The organism is Variovorax sp. OK212, assembly GCF_900112425.1.
Classification (GTDB): Bacteria; Pseudomonadota; Gammaproteobacteria; order Burkholderiales; family Burkholderiaceae_C; genus Variovorax.
The window spans coordinates 43,915-58,140 of sequence record NZ_FOLP01000033.1 but is presented as its reverse complement, the minus strand read 5'-3'; the positions used below and the strand labels follow the sequence as shown (position 1 = coordinate 58,140).

At 70.6% G+C, this 14,226-nt stretch carries 16 protein-coding genes; 7 read left to right on the top strand and 9 right to left on the bottom strand.

The window, feature by feature from the left end:
- Window positions 1-692: 692 nt before the first annotated feature.
- Window positions 693-1,193, bottom strand: a complete 501-nt coding sequence (locus tag BM004_RS38655) for a Rossmann-fold NAD(P)-binding domain-containing protein (RefSeq protein ID WP_093221926.1) — start codon at window positions 1,191-1,193, stop codon at window positions 693-695.
- Between the two features lie 226 nt (window positions 1,194-1,419).
- Here BM004_RS38655 and BM004_RS38650 point away from each other — a divergent pair, with 226 nt between their 5' ends.
- The gene (locus BM004_RS38650) at window positions 1,420-2,124 is read left to right on the top strand and encodes a Crp/Fnr family transcriptional regulator (protein WP_256220268.1); all 705 of its coding nucleotides are present in this window, start codon (window positions 1,420-1,422) and stop codon (window positions 2,122-2,124) included.
- 4 nt (window positions 2,125-2,128) lie between these two features.
- Here BM004_RS38650 and BM004_RS38645 read toward each other — a convergent pair whose 3' ends face one another.
- Both BM004_RS38645 and BM004_RS38640 read right to left on the bottom strand, forming a co-directional pair.
- Window positions 2,129-4,258, bottom strand: a complete 2,130-nt coding sequence (locus BM004_RS38645) for a PAS domain S-box protein (protein WP_093221924.1) — start codon at window positions 4,256-4,258, stop codon at window positions 2,129-2,131.
- On the bottom strand, window positions 4,251-4,985 hold the full coding sequence (locus BM004_RS38640) for a response regulator (protein ID WP_093221922.1): 735 nt from the start codon (window positions 4,983-4,985) through the stop codon (window positions 4,251-4,253). Before BM004_RS38640 ends, BM004_RS38645 begins: the two co-directional genes overlap by 8 nt.
- A gap of 304 nt (window positions 4,986-5,289) precedes the next feature.
- Here BM004_RS38640 and BM004_RS38635 point away from each other — a divergent pair, with 304 nt between their 5' ends.
- Window positions 5,290-6,474: a DesA family fatty acid desaturase gene (locus BM004_RS38635; RefSeq protein ID WP_093131409.1), complete on the top strand. Its 1,185-nt coding sequence runs from the start codon at window positions 5,290-5,292 to the stop codon at window positions 6,472-6,474.
- Here BM004_RS38635 and BM004_RS38630 read toward each other — a convergent pair.
- Genes BM004_RS38630 through BM004_RS38620 form a run of 3 tightly spaced genes read right to left on the bottom strand, consistent with a single transcriptional unit; the run spans window position 6,465 to window position 7,690 of the window.
- Complete coding sequence (locus BM004_RS38630) at window positions 6,465-6,902, bottom strand: DUF6691 family protein (RefSeq protein ID WP_093221920.1); 438 nt, start codon at window positions 6,900-6,902, stop codon at window positions 6,465-6,467. The genes BM004_RS38635 and BM004_RS38630 overlap by 10 nt on opposite strands.
- Before the next feature lie 12 nt (window positions 6,903-6,914).
- Window positions 6,915-7,361 (bottom strand): YeeE/YedE family protein, encoded by a 447-nt coding sequence (locus tag BM004_RS38625; protein WP_093221946.1) that lies wholly within the window; start codon window positions 7,359-7,361, stop codon window positions 6,915-6,917.
- Window positions 7,361-7,690 (bottom strand): ArsR/SmtB family transcription factor, encoded by a 330-nt coding sequence (locus BM004_RS38620; protein ID WP_093221917.1) that lies wholly within the window; start codon window positions 7,688-7,690, stop codon window positions 7,361-7,363. The genes BM004_RS38625 and BM004_RS38620 overlap by 1 nt, the downstream gene beginning before the upstream one ends.
- 95 nt (window positions 7,691-7,785) lie before the next feature.
- On the opposite strand from BM004_RS38620, the gene BM004_RS38615 reads away from it, so the two are divergent.
- Window positions 7,786-8,697 carry an MBL fold metallo-hydrolase gene (locus tag BM004_RS38615; RefSeq protein WP_093221915.1) on the top strand — a complete coding sequence of 304 codons (912 nt, stop codon included), beginning with the start codon at window positions 7,786-7,788 and terminating at the stop codon, window positions 8,695-8,697.
- A 42-nt stretch (window positions 8,698-8,739) separates the two neighbouring features.
- On the opposite strand, the gene BM004_RS38610 is transcribed toward BM004_RS38615, so the two are convergent.
- Window positions 8,740-9,240, bottom strand: a complete 501-nt coding sequence (locus tag BM004_RS38610) for a universal stress protein (RefSeq protein WP_093221912.1) — start codon at window positions 9,238-9,240, stop codon at window positions 8,740-8,742.
- Window positions 9,241-9,353: 113 nt separating this feature from the next.
- Between BM004_RS38610 and BM004_RS38605 the strand changes: the two genes are divergently transcribed.
- The 4 genes from BM004_RS38605 to BM004_RS41720 are packed head-to-tail and all read left to right on the top strand — an operon-like array spanning window position 9,354 to window position 12,147.
- On the top strand, window positions 9,354-9,983 hold the full coding sequence (locus BM004_RS38605; RefSeq protein ID WP_093131354.1) for a hemerythrin domain-containing protein: 630 nt from the start codon (window positions 9,354-9,356) through the stop codon (window positions 9,981-9,983).
- Window positions 9,984-10,033: 50 nt separating this feature from the next.
- Window positions 10,034-10,456, top strand: coding sequence for a universal stress protein (locus BM004_RS38600; protein ID WP_093221910.1), 423 nt, complete (start codon window positions 10,034-10,036; stop codon window positions 10,454-10,456).
- A 12-nt stretch (window positions 10,457-10,468) separates the two neighbouring features.
- A complete protein-coding gene (locus BM004_RS38595; RefSeq protein ID WP_256220266.1) occupies window positions 10,469-11,977 on the top strand; it encodes a trypsin-like peptidase domain-containing protein in 1,509 nt (502 codons plus the stop codon).
- Entirely contained in the window at window positions 11,974-12,147 is a 174-nt protein-coding gene (locus BM004_RS41720) for a hypothetical protein (RefSeq protein ID WP_218153061.1), read from the top strand. Before BM004_RS38595 ends, BM004_RS41720 begins: the two co-directional genes overlap by 4 nt.
- Window positions 12,148-12,183: 36 nt before the next feature.
- Here the strand turns inward: BM004_RS41720 and BM004_RS38590 are convergent, their stop codons facing one another.
- Both BM004_RS38590 and BM004_RS38585 read right to left on the bottom strand, forming a co-directional pair.
- A complete protein-coding gene (locus BM004_RS38590) occupies window positions 12,184-13,002 on the bottom strand; it encodes an SDR family NAD(P)-dependent oxidoreductase (protein ID WP_177206766.1) in 819 nt (272 codons plus the stop codon).
- Window positions 12,999-13,964: a Bug family tripartite tricarboxylate transporter substrate binding protein gene (locus tag BM004_RS38585; RefSeq protein ID WP_093131346.1), complete on the bottom strand. Its 966-nt coding sequence runs from the start codon at window positions 13,962-13,964 to the stop codon at window positions 12,999-13,001. Before BM004_RS38585 ends, BM004_RS38590 begins: the two co-directional genes overlap by 4 nt.
- Between the last annotated feature and the right edge of the window lie 262 nt (window positions 13,965-14,226).

Here is a 14,226-nt window from a genome sequence, read left to right as displayed (position 1 = left end):
ATCCAGCGCGACCAGGCCGTGAACGACAGGATGGCCACCGTGCCGCACAGCGTGAGCAGGCTCATGACGGCGATGGTGGGCAGGTAGGTGCTGGGTACGCCGCCGATGCGGGCCAGTTCATTCCACAGTGCGCGGTTCGTGGTCAGGACCAGATAGAGACTGAGCCATGCCACGGCCATGCCCGCGGAGCGCGGTTGCAGTGTCCACCGCTTGAAGCGTGTCCAGGGCGCGCCGGACGCCGACGGCCGGGGAGGTTGGGGCTGCGGCTGCGGCTGCGAACAGCCTGCGCGTTGAAGTGGCGTGGAGGCTGTTCGTGAAACAGGCATGCGTGGAATCTAGAGGGCCAGCCGAGCCGACCGGCGGCGGCTTCGTTCCACGGCGCGGACCTGCGCCGGAGCTACGCCGTTGAATGGCCTTGCGTGCCCATGCGTTGCGGGGTTGAGGGTGTGGAGCATGCGTGTGTGTCGCGGTCTGGCGCCGGTGCGGCGAGGCTCGCTCCTGGATCGTGCTGCGAGCGGCGGGAGAGGCCAGAATGCCGCAGCCCCCACGCGCGGCCAAGCGGTGTAAACCCTGCGAACCGGCGTGTGCAATTCACCGGGCACTGCAAGCACCGAATCGCACAAGCTGCCCTGCATATCGCCCGCGTACTCGGCCCCAGCCTCCGGGACCCTTGCGGCCGGCTCAACGCCGCTTCAGGCCAACCCGTCCACCAGCAGCGCCTGCAGCACGAAGCGCCGGTTCTCGCTCGCCGGCGCGTCGCCCAGCGCATCGGCAAGGCCGGCCGACGGGTGCCCGTCGGCGGCGATGTCGTCGAACACCGGAATGCCCGCGGCCAGGCTGACCTGGCGCACCTGCTCCGGCGCCATGCCCTGGCACACCAGCGCGTCGTACAGGCGCCCGAGCATGCGCCCCGTGTGCCGCACCTCGCCGGGCTGGCTGGCGCCCGAGAGGCTCCAGCGCATCGTGGCCACGTGCGCGCCCAGTTCGCGGGCGGCCTGCAGCAGCAGCACCGACACCTCGCCGTTGTGCGAAGCGCGCAGCAGGCCGATGTTCTTGCCGCGCAGCAGCGGCGGCACGGCGCCGGCCTGCGCGAGCTGCCGCAGCCGCCGGGCAAGGTCGGCCAGTTCCGCCGCGTCCTGCGGCGACAGCGGCTGGTGGGCGCGGAGGTTCGGGTGAGCGGAAGAAGTGAGCATGGCGAGGGTGATGGTCCGAGGCCGCAAGGCTAGCCCCGCCGCCTGCGCCGGATTTGATGTGCATCAAGCGCGCGGCGCGTCCCGCGGCGTTGATACACGCCGGACACACAGCATTCACCGAGCGTTACCGACCGATGCCGAGCATTGGCACTGCGCGGGGCGGCGCTGCCTAGCATCGATGCATCGACAAGACACACGCGGCACACCGCCGCCCGAGGAGCCCCAGATGATCGAATTCGCCGCCGCCGAGAACACCGCCGACACGCTGAAGCTGCTCAGCGATTGGCTGCGGCCGCAGCGCCGCCTGGTGCGCACCGGCGACGTGATCTACCAGTCCGGCCAGCGCTTCGACAACCTGTACATCCTGAACTCGGGCTTCTTCAAGATCGTCAACCTCTCGGCCGACGGCCGCGAGCAGGTGGTGGGCCTGAGGTTTCGCGGCGACTGGCTGGGCTTCGACGGCATCGCGGGCGGGCACTGCGCCTGCGACGCGGTCGCCATGGACACCGGCGAGGTCTGGATCGTGCCGTACGACGCGCTGCTGGCCGCCTGCCTGAAGCACCCGCCGCTGCTGCAGGTGCTGCATGCGGCCATGAGCCGCGAGATCGCGAACGACCGAGAGTCGCTGATGTCGGTGTGCACGCTGCCGGCCGATGCGCGCGTGGCCGACTTCCTGCGTTACTGGGCCGAGTCGCTGGCCGAGCGCGGCATGCGCACCGACCAGATCACGCTGCGCATGACGCGCGCCGAGATCGGCAACTACCTGGGCATGACGCTGGAAAGCGTGAGCCGGGCGCTGTCGCGGCTGGCGCGCGACAAGGTCATCGGCTTCGCCGAGAAGGGCCGCCGCGACGTGCAGATTCCCGACGTGGGCGCGCTCTCGGCCTTCGTGCAGCGCTGCCTGGCGCCCGCGCCGGCCCTGCTGCAGTAAGCCTTCAGGGCAACCGCGCGGCCAGCAGCCGCGCGATGGCGCGCGCGAGTTCGGCGCGCGTGCAGGGCTTGGGCAGCAGTTCCCAGCTCTGCGGCACGCTTCGGTCGGCGTCCAGCAGTTCCGACGAGAAGCCCGACATCAGCAGGATCGCGATGCGCGGAAAGCGCTGCTGCACTTCGGCCGCAAGCTGCGTGCCGCGCATGCCGGCGCCGAGGGCGATGTCGCTCAGCAGCAGGTCGAAGGGCTCGCCACGCTGCGCGGAGACACCAGGAATTTTCGACATCGCCGACAGCGCTTCTTCACCGTTGGCCGCCGTCTCCACCTCGCAACCCAGCGTGAGCAGGAAGGTCTGCACCACCTTGCGGACCTCGGCGTCGTCTTCCACCAGCATCACGCGCAGGCCCGCCGGAATGGCTTCGTCGGCGAGTTCCTCGGCCATGGCCGAACCTGCGGCAGGCTCGTCACCGGCTTCTTCGAGCTGCGGCAGGTACAGCGTGACCGTGGTGCCCGCGGCCAGCCGGCTGTCGACGGCCACGGCGCCCTTCGACTGCTTGACGAAGCCGTACACCGTGCTCATGCCCAGGCCCGTGCCGCGGCCCGCTGCCTTGGTGGTGAAGAAGGGTTCGAACACGCGCTCCTTCACCTCGTCCGTCATGCCCGTGCCGGTGTCCGAGATGGAGATGGCGACGAAGCGGCCTTCGGCGTTCGGCTCCACGCCCGGCGCGCTCAAGGTGGGTGGCGGCGACGTGCCGGCCTCGGTGCGAAAGTGCAGCGTGCCGCCCTCGGGCATCGCGTCGCGCGCGTTGATGGCAATGTTCAGCAGCGCCGACTCGAGCTGCACCGGGTCGGCCAGCACCGGCGGGCAGCCCGGCGGCGTGTCGACCGCGATGTGGATGTGCTGGTCGAGCGTGCGGCGCAGCATGTCGGCCAGCGAATGCAGCAGCGCATGGATGTCGACCACGCCGGGCTGCAGCACCTGCCGCCGCGAGAAGGCCAGCAGCTTGCCGGTGAGCTCGGCGCCGCGCCGGCTGGCGCGCATGGCGGCCGCCACGAGCTGCTGCGCGTAGGCGTCCTGCGCGAGCGCGGGCAGTTCCTCGAGCACCTGCAGGTTGCCCTGGATCACGGTGAGCAGGTTGTTGAAGTCGTGCGCAATGCCGCCGGTGAGCTGGCCCACGCTTTCCAGCCGCTGGGCATGCGCGAGCGCCTCTTCGGTCTGCACGCGCTGCAGGCTGGTGGCCAGCAGGTTGGAGAGCGATTCCAGGAAGCGCTGCTCTTCCTCGCCGAAGCGCTTGGCCTCCTTGGAGCGCACCGACAGCATGCCGATCACGCGGCCCCGGTCCGACAGCGGCACCGCCAGCGCGCTGACCAGGCCGGCCTCCAGGTAGCCCGGCGGCACCGCGAAGCGGCGCTCCTCGCGGTAGTCGGCAATGACCACCGGGCGGCCCTGCGACAGCACGAAGCCCGGCGGCGTGTCGGGCCGGTTGGCAATGCGCGCGCCGATCTCCTCGCCGGGCACGTTGCCCAGCGCGCTCGCCACGCGAAATTCGAGCCCGCTGCTTTCCAGCAGCAGCACCATCGCCACCTCGACCTCCAGGCCCGCCGCGGCGATGCGCGGCACCTGCTCGAGCACCACGTTGAGGTCGCGCGTGTCGACGGCCAGGCGGCCGAGCTGTGCCAGGTGGTCGCTGTAGCGCGCGCGCTGCAGCGCCTGCTTCACGCGCGGGTAGGCGCCGATGTCGCGGATCGCGGCCACCACGAAGGGCAGGCCCTGGTCCTGCAGCGGGCTGAGCGCGATCTCGACCATCACCTCGCTGCCGTCCTTGCGCTTGGCCACCAGCTCCATGTCCGTGCCCATGGGGCGCGGGCGCGGCGCGCGGCCGTAGGCCTCGCGGTAGGAGGCATGGCGCGGGCGGATGCTGTCGGGCACCAGCACGTCGACGTTCAGGCCCACGAGCTCGTCGGGGGCGTAGCCCAGCAGCGCCGCGGCCGAGGGGTTGGCCAGCATGATGGCGCCGGCTTGGTCGACCAGCAGCAGCGAGTCGGGGTAGGCGATGAAGAGCGAGCGGAACACGCTGCCTTCCTCGATGCCCGAAGGCAGCGAGAGCGCGGCGAGGTGGCGCGCCGCGTCAACCATGCGAGACCGGCGGCACGAGGATGTAGCCCGCGCCGCGCACCGACTTGATGAGCTGCGGATCGTCCGCGTCGGCCTCGATCTTCTTGCGCAGCCGCCCGACCTGCACGTCGATCGTGCGGTCGAAGGGCGCGGCCTCGCGCCCGCGCGTCTGCTCGATCAGGAAGTCGCGCGACAGCACGCGCCCGGGGTGCCGCGCGAAGGCGCAGAGCAGGTCGAACTCGCCGGCGGTGAGCGCCACCTCCGCGCCCTGCGGGTTGGTGAGGCGGCGCGCGGCGGTGTCGAGCAGCCAATCTGCAAAGCGCATCTTCTCGGGCGAGGCCGCCGGTGCCGATGCCGTTGCCGCCACGGGTGCCGCGGGTGTGAGCCTGCGCAGCACCGCCTTCACGCGCGCGACCAGTTCGCGCAGGTCGAAGGGCTTGGTCACGTAGTCGTCGGCGCCCACCTCGAGGCCGACCACCTTGTCGACCGCGTCGCCGCGGCCCGTGACGATGACCAGGCCGCAGTGCCAGTTTTCGCGCATGCGCCGCGCGATCGAAAAACCGTCCTCGCCGGGCAGGCCGAGGTCGAGCAGCACCAGGTCGGCCGGGTCGGCGGCCATGAGCGACATCAGCGCGCGGCCGTCGTGCAGTTGCGTGACGCGAAAGCCGTGGCTCTGCAGGTAGCTGGCCAGGAGTTGCGTGATGTCGACTTCATCGTCGAGCACCGCGATGTGGGGTGCGGGTTTCATGCGGGAGGGGGAGCATCCGGAATCCGGGGGAGCGTAGCACGCATGTTTGCGCCGTCGGTGCGGGTTCGGCGCAGGTCAGCGCGCCTTCAGCGCCCTTCAGCGCGCCTTCAGCGCCCTTCAGCGCGGTGCCTGCGTCGTGGAAGAACCGGCCCCGCATGAAAGCGGCGGTCGCCTCTCGCATGGATGTGCGTCAAGGCCTCGGCGCCCGTGCGGTTCCCGGGCTGCGGCTGCAACGCGCTTGATCTGGCGCAAGCGTCCCTTGGCGCGCGCTTCGCAGAATCGCCTCTTCGTTCAAGAGGCACGCATGCATTCACTGCTTTTTACCGGCGCTTTCGATCTTCCCTGGTGGGGCTACGTGCTCGTTGCACTGGCGCTCACGCACGTCACCATCGCGTCGGTCACCATCTTCCTGCACCGCCACCAGGCGCACCGCGCGCTCGATCTGCATCCGGCGGTCAGCCACTTCTTCCGCTTCTGGCTGTGGCTCACCACCGGCATGGTCACCAAGCAGTGGGCCGCGGTGCACCGCAAGCACCACGCCAAGTGCGAGACGCCCGAAGACCCGCACAGCCCGCAGGTGTACGGCTTGAGCCGCGTGCTGTGGCGCGGCGTGGCGCTGTACGCGCACGAGGCCTCCAACAAGGAAACGCTGGCGCGCTACGGCCACGGCACGCCCGACGACTGGATCGAGCGCAGGCTGTACACCCGCCACCAGGTGCTGGGCATCGTGCTGATGGGGCTGCTCGACATGGCGCTGTTCGGCGTGGTGCCGGGCCTGCTGATCCTGTTCACGCAGATCGCGTGGATCCCGTTCTGGGCGGCCGGCGTGGTCAACGGCATCGGCCACTACTGGGGCTACCGCAACTGGCCCGCGGCCGACGCCAGTACCAACATCTCGCCCATCGGCATCCTGATCGGCGGGGAAGAGCTGCACAACAACCACCACGCCTTTCCGACCTCGGCCAAGCTGTCGAGCAAGTGGTACGAGTTCGACATCGGCTGGCTCTACATCCGCACGCTGCAGGCGCTGGGCCTGGCGAAGGTGAAGCACCTGGCGCCGAAGCCGCGGCTGGTGGCGCCGCGCACCGACATCGACCTGGACACGGTGCAGGCCGTCATTCGCCATCACTACGACGTGCTGTCGAGCTACACGCGCTCGCTGAAGCAGGCCTATGGCCGCGAGTTCGGCCGGCTGCGCGAGCAGGCGCCGCAAAAGGCGCGCGCGCTGCGCGGCGTGAAGTCATGGCTGGGCAAGGACGAGGGCGCGCTCGGCGCGTCGCGCCATGCGCAGCTGGTGTCGGCCCTGAGCGCCTCGCAGGCGCTGCAGACCATGTACGCCATGCGCCGCGAACTCACCGTGCTGTGGGCACGCTCGGGCGCCACCGGCGAGCAGCTGGTGCGGCGCCTGCAGGACTGGTGCGAGCGCGCGGAAGACAGCGGCATTGCGCCGCTGGCCGATTTCTCGGTGCGGCTGCGCTCCTACGCCTGAACCGGGGCGCGGGCGGCGCGGCGGCGTTCGAGCCATTCGAACACCATCATCCCCGCGAGCATGGCCGCCACGAACGCCGCGGCCTTGGCTTCACCCATGCCCAGCGCGACGAGGCCCGGGCCGGGGCAGAAGCCCGCGAGGCCCCAGCCGGCCCCGAACACCAGGGCGCCGCCGAGCAGCCGCCGGTCGATGCGGCGCGAGGTGGGCAGCTGCATCGGCGCACCCAGCAGCGAGCGCTTGCGGCGTGCCGCAATGAAGAAGGCGACCGTGCCCACGGCCACGGCGCCCCCCATCACCAGCGCGAGCGAGGGGTCCCAGCGCCCGAAGAGGTCGAGGAAGCCCAGCACCTTGGCCGGGTTCGCCATGCCGGAGACGATCAGGCCGATGCCGAAGAGCAAGCCGCTGAGGAAGGAAGTGAATGCGAGCATGGTGCCTCTCCTTCAGCCGGCCAGCAGCTGGCGCAAGACGAAAACCGTCACGAAACCCGCGGCCATGAAGGCGGCCGTGGCGGCCAGCGAGCGCGGCGAGAAGCGCGACAGGCCGCACACGCCGTGGCCGCTGGTGCAGCCCGCGCCGTAGCGCGTGCCCACGCCCACGAGCAGCCCGGCGGCCACCACGGCGCCCCAGCCCGCGTCGATGCGCGGCACCGGCCATGCACCCCACGCCAGGAAAACCAGCGGCGCCGCCACCAGGCCGCCCACGAAGGCCAGCCGCCAGGCCATGTCGCCGCGCGCGGGCCGCAGCAGCCCGCCGAGTACGCCGCCGAGCACGCCGCTGATGCCCGCAACGCGCCCGTTCAGCAGCACGAACATGGCCGCCGCGAGCCCGATCAGCACGCCGCCCGCGAGCGACGACCACGGCGTGAACGCTTGCCAGTCGATGGACATCATGCGGCGGTCTCCTTGGGGCAATAGAGGCGGTAGAGCACCGCCAGGATGTCGAGCAGCGCCGGGTCGGCCACGCTGTAGTAGATGTTCTTGCCCTCGCGCCGCGTGTTCACGACGCCTTCGTTGCGCAGCACCGCGAGCTGCTGCGACAGCGTGGGCTGGCGAATGCCGAGCTGCCCCTCGAGTTCGCTCACGCACAGCTCCTGCTGCGAGAGCTGGCACATCAGCAGCATGCGCTCTTCGTTCGCCAGCACCTTGAGGGCGCCCACGGCGCGGGCTGCGCCTTCGCGCAGGCGTTCGGGATCGATGACGGGAGGCTTGCGGGGCATGAGGTGGGCGAGGGGGCGAAGGGAATTGCGTTGACAACACTATACCAATCAATATATTGTTCTTCAATAGATCGACGATACCCCTGGAGCCCGCGATGACCCAGCGAACCACCACGCACGCCTTCTTCGACGCGCACACCGGAACCGTTTCGTACGTGGTGCACGACCACGCGACGCGGCGCGCGGCCATCGTCGACCCGGTGCTCGACTACGACTTCAAGTCGGGCCGGACCGGCACGCAGTCGCTCGAAGGCCTCATCGACTGCGTGCGCACGCAACAGCTGCAGGTCGACTGGATCCTGGAGACCCACGCGCATGCCGACCACCTGTCGGGTGCGCGCCATCTGCAGCAACTGTTCGGCGGGCGCATCGCGATCGGTGCGCACATCCGCGAGGTGCAGGCCACCTTCAAGACGCTGTTCAACCTGGAGCGCGGCTTCCTGCCCGACGGCAGCCAGTTCGACCACCTGTTCGAGGACGGCGAGACCTTCATGATCGGCGAGACGCCGGCCACGGCGCTGCGCGTGCCGGGCCACACACCGGCGGACATGGCCTACGTGGTCGACGGCGCGGTGTTCGTGGGCGACACGCTCTTCATGCCCGACGTCGGCAGCGCGCGCGCCGACTTTCCGGGCGGCGATGCGCATGCGCTGTACCGCTCCATGCGCGCGCTGCTCGCGCTGCCGCCGGAGACGGTCGTGTATGTCTGCCACGACTACCCGCCGGCCTCGCGCGAAGCCGCATGGCAGACCACCGTGGCGCAGCAGCGCGCGCACAACATCCATGTGCGCGACGGCATCGGCGAGGAAGAGTTCGTCGCCATGCGCAGGGCGCGCGATGCGACGCTCGGCGTGCCGACGCTCATCCTGCCGGCGATCCAGGTCAACGTGCGGGCCGGCCACTTCCCGCCGCCGGACGACAACGGGGTTTCCTACCTGCGCATTCCGTTGAATGCGCTGAATTCGCCGACCTCGCCGACCTCGCCTCCCTCGCCGAACCCGAAGTAGGGCCGGTGGCCTGATGGCCTGACGGCCGGCAACGCGGGTGCGTCACTGGCTCGCGACCTCGCCCACCGGCAGCGTGAACCGCTCCGACTCGGCCTTCGCCAGTTCCTCGGGCGCCCGCACCAGCAGCACCGGCACCGGCGACATGCGCAGGATGTGTTCCGCGCTGCTGCCCATGACCCAGCGGCCGAGCCCGCGGCGTCCGTGCGTGCCGATCACGATCACCTCGGCCTGCGATGCGATGGCCTGCGCGATCACCTGCTCGTGCACCGTGCCCTTGAAGCTGTCGCACAGCACCACGTCGGCGTCCACGCCTTGCGCCGCGGCCTGCGCGCGGCCCTCTTCGAGCAGCTTCGCGGCGCCCGCGCGCAGCTCCTTGAGCCAGTCGCCCGCGTAGGCGTCCATTGCGAGCGCGAACGAGAGCTCGTCGATCACGTGCACCAGGCGCAGGCGCCCGCCGGTGAGCCTGGCGAGGCGGATGGCTTCGCCCAGGCCGCGGCCGGATGTCGAACTGCCGTCGACGGGAACAAGAATTCGCTGGTACATGGCATGGCTCCTGGAGTGGATGGAAGGGTGCGCAACCAGTATCGGGAGCGCTTCGACGCGCGGGCTTGATATCCGTCAAGGGCCGGCGCGTGCGCAGCGGCGAACCTACGGGCATGCAAGCCAAGTCTCCTTCCAGGGCCTCCACGGTTTCCTCGGTCTCCACCCACGTCGCCGTTCGCGTCATCCGCCAGGAGCACGCCGCGCTGGCGGCCATGCTGCGCTCCATCGTCATGCTGCTCGAGCAGCACCGCCGCAAGCGCACGCTGCCCGACTTCGCCGTGCTGCGCGCGATGCTGTTCTACGTGGACGAGTTTCCCGAGAAGCGGCACCACCGCAAGGAGACCGAGCTGCTGTTTCCCAAGCTGCGCGCGCGCACGCCGCTGTCGCGCGAGCTGATGGACAAGCTCGACAACGACCATGCCTGGGGCGAACGCAAGATCCGCAACGTCGAGCACGCGTTGCTCGCGTTCGAGATGCTCGGCGAGCCGCGCCGAGACGCCTTCGAAGAGGCGATGGGGCGGTACGTCGACTTCTACCTGGAGCACATGGCGCAGGAGGAGCGAGAGATCCTTCCGCTGGCCGAACGGGTGCTGAGCGAGGACGACTGGCGCGACCTCGACGAAGCCTTCGCCACCAACCGCGACCCGCTGACCGGCCATGTGGCCGACCTCGAATACAGCGCGCTGTTCACGCGCATCGTGAACCTCGTGCCGGCGCCCATCGGGCTCGGGCCCGCGCTGTAGGCGCCGTGCATCGCGACGCTTTCCAACCGAAACGAGAGAAGGAAAAGACCATGAAGATCCTGCTGGCCGTCGATGGCAGCGAGTACACGGCGCGCATGCTGTCCTGGCTCCTGGCCCACAAGGAATGGTCGGGCGCCGGCCACGCGTTCACGGTGTTCCACGCAGTGCCGCCCGTGCCGCACCGCGCCGCCGCCTTCGCGGGGCGCGAGCTGGTGCAGGGCTACTACGAGGACGACGCCCGCACGGTTCTGGAGCCGGTGCGCGCGCTGCTCGCCGCGCAGGACTTTGCGGCAGGGTTCGTGCACAAGGTCGGGCACGCGGCCGAGGAGATCGCCTCGTTCGCGCAGCAGGGCGGCTTCGACCTGCTGGTGATGGGCTCGCGCGGCCACGGGTCGCTGACGAACCTGGTGCTCGGCTCGGTCGCCACCAAGGTGCTGGCCGCCTGCACCGTGCCCGTGCTGCTGGTGCGTTGAATGGCGCCCGCGATGCGCGCCGTTGCCGCCGCGCTGCTCGGGGTGAGCGCTGCCCTGGCGGGCCCGGCCGGCTGGGCACAGGAGCGTGCTTGCGCGGCGCAGGGCGCCGTCGACTTCGTGGCGGCGGCCGCGCGGCAGGGGCCGGCGGTGGTGGGGGTCAGCGTCGCGGGGCTGGGCGGGGACTGGCGCGGTGCCGCGGACAACGCCAATGACGCCGATGACGCCAGCGCCGCCGATGCCGCGGGAACTGCTGCCCGCAACCTGCGTCCTTCGGCCGCGTGGGGTCAGGGCCAAGGGCAGGGCCAGGGCGGTGGGCGCGGCATGGCATCGGGCTTCATCGTGCGCAGCGACGGCTACATCCTCACCAGCGCGCACGCGGTCATCGGCGGGCGGCAGTTCGTCGTTGCCACCGCCGACCAGCGCCGCTTCGACGCCACGCTGGTCGGCTTCGACCGCCGCACCGACGTGGCATTGCTGAAGATCGCCGGCACCGGCCTGACCGGCCTGACCGCAGTGACCATGGGCCGCAGCAGCCGCCTGTGTCCCGGCGAATGGGTGGCCGCGATGGGCGCGCCCTTCGGTTTCGAGCGCAGCGTGACGGCCGGCGTGGTCAGCGCCAATCCGCGCTACATGCCGGGCGGCAACGGCGTGCCGCTGATCCAGACCGACGTCGCGCTGAACCCCGGCAGCTCGGGCGGTCCGCTGTTCGACGGGCGCGGCGACGTGGTCGGCATGAACTCGATGATCTATTCGGCCAGCGGCGGCTACTTCGGCGTGTCGTTCAGCCTGCCGATCGACACCGCCATGCGCGTGGCGGACGAACTGCGCGCCAGCGGCCGCGTGACGCGCGGCCAGATCGGTGCGCGAACCCAGGCGCTGAGCGCGGACCTCGCGCCGGCGTTCGGCCTGCGTGCGCCGCTGGGTGCACTGGTGGTGCGGGTCGACGCGGGCAGCCCGGCCGAGAACGCCGGACTGCGCAGCGGCGACGTCGTGCTGGCCGTCGATGCGGCCGCGCCCATGGCCTATGCCGACATCCAGGAGCGCGTGTCGTCGTCGCGCCCCGGCAGCCGGTTGACGCTGAGCGTCTGGCGCCGGAAAGCCGCGCTGTCGCTGCAGGTGCCGGTGGCCGCCGGCGCGGCGGACGTGGTGCCGGCCGGCCTGGCGGGCACTGACATGGGCAAGGGCATGGGCATGGGTTCGGACGCGGCGCGCGAATTGCGCCTCGGCCTTGAATTCGCCCAGCGCAAGGGCCCGCTCGGCATCGGGTCTGCCGATGCGGGGCTCTACGTGAAGAGCGCTTCCGGGTCGGCGCAACAGGCCGGCCTGCGCTTCGGCGACATGGTGCTCGCGGTGAACGACACCGGCGTGTCGGGGCTGGACGACTTCGATGCGGCGCTTCGCTCGGTCGGCGAAGGTGACACGGTGGCGCTGCTGGTCATGCGCGGCGCCACGCGCAACTTCGTGGCGATCGCGCCGCGCGTGCGGGCCGCGGACCCGGCGCGCCAGGGAGCGGCCCGATGAGAACGCCAATGACCCGCGCCGTGTGGACCCTGGCTTTCGCCGCCGTCACCTTCGCGGCGACCGGCTTGCTCGTCTTCGCCGGCATGAAGGAAGACTCGCTGCAGGGGCAGGGCGCCCGCGCTGCGTGCCTTGCGCGGTGCCCGGCGTTGCTGGCCGGTGCGCTGAAGTAGGCGGGCCCTATGGGCCGTGTTGCGCGGCCGGCATGCTCAGTTCGCCGTATAGCCCCCGTCGACGGGCAGGATCGTGCCCGTCACGTACCGCGCCTGCGCCGACGCGAGGAACACCACCGGACCGGCAATGTCATCGGGCTCGGCGGCGCGCTTGAGAAAGGTGCGTTCGACCATCGTGCCGAAGCGGTCCGCATCGTTGGCCACGTGCCGCGTCATGGGCGTCATGACCAGGCCCGGCGCCACTGCGTTCACGCGCACGCCACGCGGCCCGAGGTCGCGCGCGAGGAACTTCGTGAGCTGCCCCACCGCGCCCTTCGACGCGCCGTAGGCAATGTGCGCGCGCGTGGCCACCAGCGTGGTGATCGACGCCACGTTCACGACCGCGCCGCGCGTGCGCTCGAGGTCGGCCACGCAGGCGAGCGTCAGGTTGAGCACGCCTTTCACGTTGACCGCCATCACGCGGTCGAGGTCTTCGCCGAGTGCGGCGGCGTCGGCCGAGGTGCTGCGCCCGCCGATGCCCGCGTTGTTCACGAGCACGCCGACGGGCCCCCAGGCCGCGTTGAGGTCTGCCACCACGGCCTCGCACTGCGCGGTGTCGCGCACGTCCAGCGCGTAGGGCCGGCAGCGGTCGGTGCCGAAGCCGGTGTCCTGCGCCGCCTGGCGGGCCGCGTCGAGCTGCGTGTCGGTGATGGCCACGCGGCAGCCGGCCTGCAGCAGCCGGGCCGCAATCGCCTGCCCGATGCCCTGGCCCGCGCCGCTGACCAGCGCCACCGTGCCGTCGAACAAGCCGCTGAACTCGTGGCTGGCCGCGCCATGGGCCACGCCGTGGGCTGTGCCATTGCGCGAGGCGCTCACTGCGCTTCCTTGGCCAGGTTCAGGCTCTGCAGCAGCGGCGCCCAGCGTTCGTGCTCGGTGCGGATGAAGCGGGTGATTTCTTCCGGCGTGCCGCCGCGCGGCTCCATGCCCATGGCCCGTGCGCGGCTGATGAACTCGGGGTCGGTCACGAGCTTGTTGACGGCGCTGTTCAGGCGGTTGACGGCGTCCTTGGGCGTGGCCGCGGGCACCGACAGCGCATACCAGAGCGGCGCCTCGATGTCGAAGCCCTGTTCCTTGAAGGTCGGCGCGTCGGGCACCTGTGGCAGGCGCTGGCTGTCCATCACGCCCAGCACGCGCAGCTTGCCGGCCTTCACGTGCGGCAGCGGGCCGGTGATGGACGTGCCGTGAATGTCGATCTGCTTGCCCAGCAGCGCCTGGATGCCCGGCGCGTCGCCGGGGAACGGAATGTGCGCGGTGCTGATGCCCGCCATCTTCTCGAACGACAGCGGCGCCAGGTTGGTCAGGATGGCCGCGCCCGGCGAGCCGCGGTTGATCTTGCCGGGGTGCGCCTTGGCGTACGCCACCATCTCCTTGATGTTGGTGTACGGCAGGTCCATGCGGCCCACGATGATCGCGGGCTGGTAGGCGATCTGCGTCACGTGCGCGAAGTCCTTCGCGGGGTCGTAGGGCAGCTTGTCGTACAGCACGGTGTTGCTGGTCATCGTGCTCAGCGACGACATGAGCACCGTCAGCCCGTCGGGGCGCGAGCGCGCGACGTAGTCGGCCGCCACGATGCCGCTGGCGCCGGGCTTGTTCTCCACGATGACCAGGTTGCCGCGCTTGGTGAGCTCGGAGGCGAGCAGGCGCACGTACTGGTCGGTGCCGCCGCCGGCCGAGAAGGGCACGACGATGCGGGTGGGTTGCTGCGCATGGGCGGTGCCGAGGGTTGCGGCGCAAGCCAGCGCCATGGCCAGCGCGGGCAGGAAAGTCCGACGGATCATTCCAGGTGTCTCCTTGTAGTTGTCGATGGGCCCCGGATGGCGTATTGGCGTCGTCCGGGTGCTCGCGTCGGTCAGTCTATGGGCGCGTGCGGCCGGTGAAACAGCAGGGAACGAAAAGCTGCTTTGCGCGCGCTGCAGGCGCCGGCTTCGATGACCTGCGCCGATCGCTTGGCCGGCGGGCGACCGGTACGCGCGCCATCGTTGTGCGGCGCGTGCAAGCATGGCGACACCAACGGAAAGTAACGGCACGAATGACGTCGCT

Coding starts and splice junctions, on each gene's coding strand:
- BM004_RS38655 (WP_093221926.1), bottom strand. CDS start 1,193: ATGCTCACTTCTTCCGCTCACCCGAACCTCCGCGCCCACCAGCCGCTG.
- BM004_RS38650 (WP_256220268.1), top strand. CDS start 1,420: ATGATCGAATTCGCCGCCGCCGAGAACACCGCCGACACGCTGAAGCTG.
- BM004_RS38645 (WP_093221924.1), bottom strand. CDS start 4,258: ATGGTTGACGCGGCGCGCCACCTCGCCGCGCTCTCGCTGCCTTCGGGC.
- BM004_RS38640 (WP_093221922.1), bottom strand. CDS start 4,985: ATGAAACCCGCACCCCACATCGCGGTGCTCGACGATGAAGTCGACATC.
- BM004_RS38635 (WP_093131409.1), top strand. CDS start 5,290: ATGCATTCACTGCTTTTTACCGGCGCTTTCGATCTTCCCTGGTGGGGC.
- BM004_RS38630 (WP_093221920.1), bottom strand. CDS start 6,902: ATGCTCGCATTCACTTCCTTCCTCAGCGGCTTGCTCTTCGGCATCGGC.
- BM004_RS38625 (WP_093221946.1), bottom strand. CDS start 7,361: ATGTCCATCGACTGGCAAGCGTTCACGCCGTGGTCGTCGCTCGCGGGC.
- BM004_RS38620 (WP_093221917.1), bottom strand. CDS start 7,690: ATGCCCCGCAAGCCTCCCGTCATCGATCCCGAACGCCTGCGCGAAGGC.
- BM004_RS38615 (WP_093221915.1), top strand. CDS start 7,786: ATGACCCAGCGAACCACCACGCACGCCTTCTTCGACGCGCACACCGGA.
- BM004_RS38610 (WP_093221912.1), bottom strand. CDS start 9,240: ATGTACCAGCGAATTCTTGTTCCCGTCGACGGCAGTTCGACATCCGGC.
- BM004_RS38605 (WP_093131354.1), top strand. CDS start 9,354: ATGCAAGCCAAGTCTCCTTCCAGGGCCTCCACGGTTTCCTCGGTCTCC.
- BM004_RS38600 (WP_093221910.1), top strand. CDS start 10,034: ATGAAGATCCTGCTGGCCGTCGATGGCAGCGAGTACACGGCGCGCATG.
- BM004_RS38595 (WP_256220266.1), top strand. CDS start 10,469: ATGCGCGCCGTTGCCGCCGCGCTGCTCGGGGTGAGCGCTGCCCTGGCG.
- BM004_RS41720 (WP_218153061.1), top strand. CDS start 11,974: ATGAGAACGCCAATGACCCGCGCCGTGTGGACCCTGGCTTTCGCCGCC.
- BM004_RS38585 (WP_093131346.1), bottom strand. CDS start 13,964: ATGATCCGTCGGACTTTCCTGCCCGCGCTGGCCATGGCGCTGGCTTGC.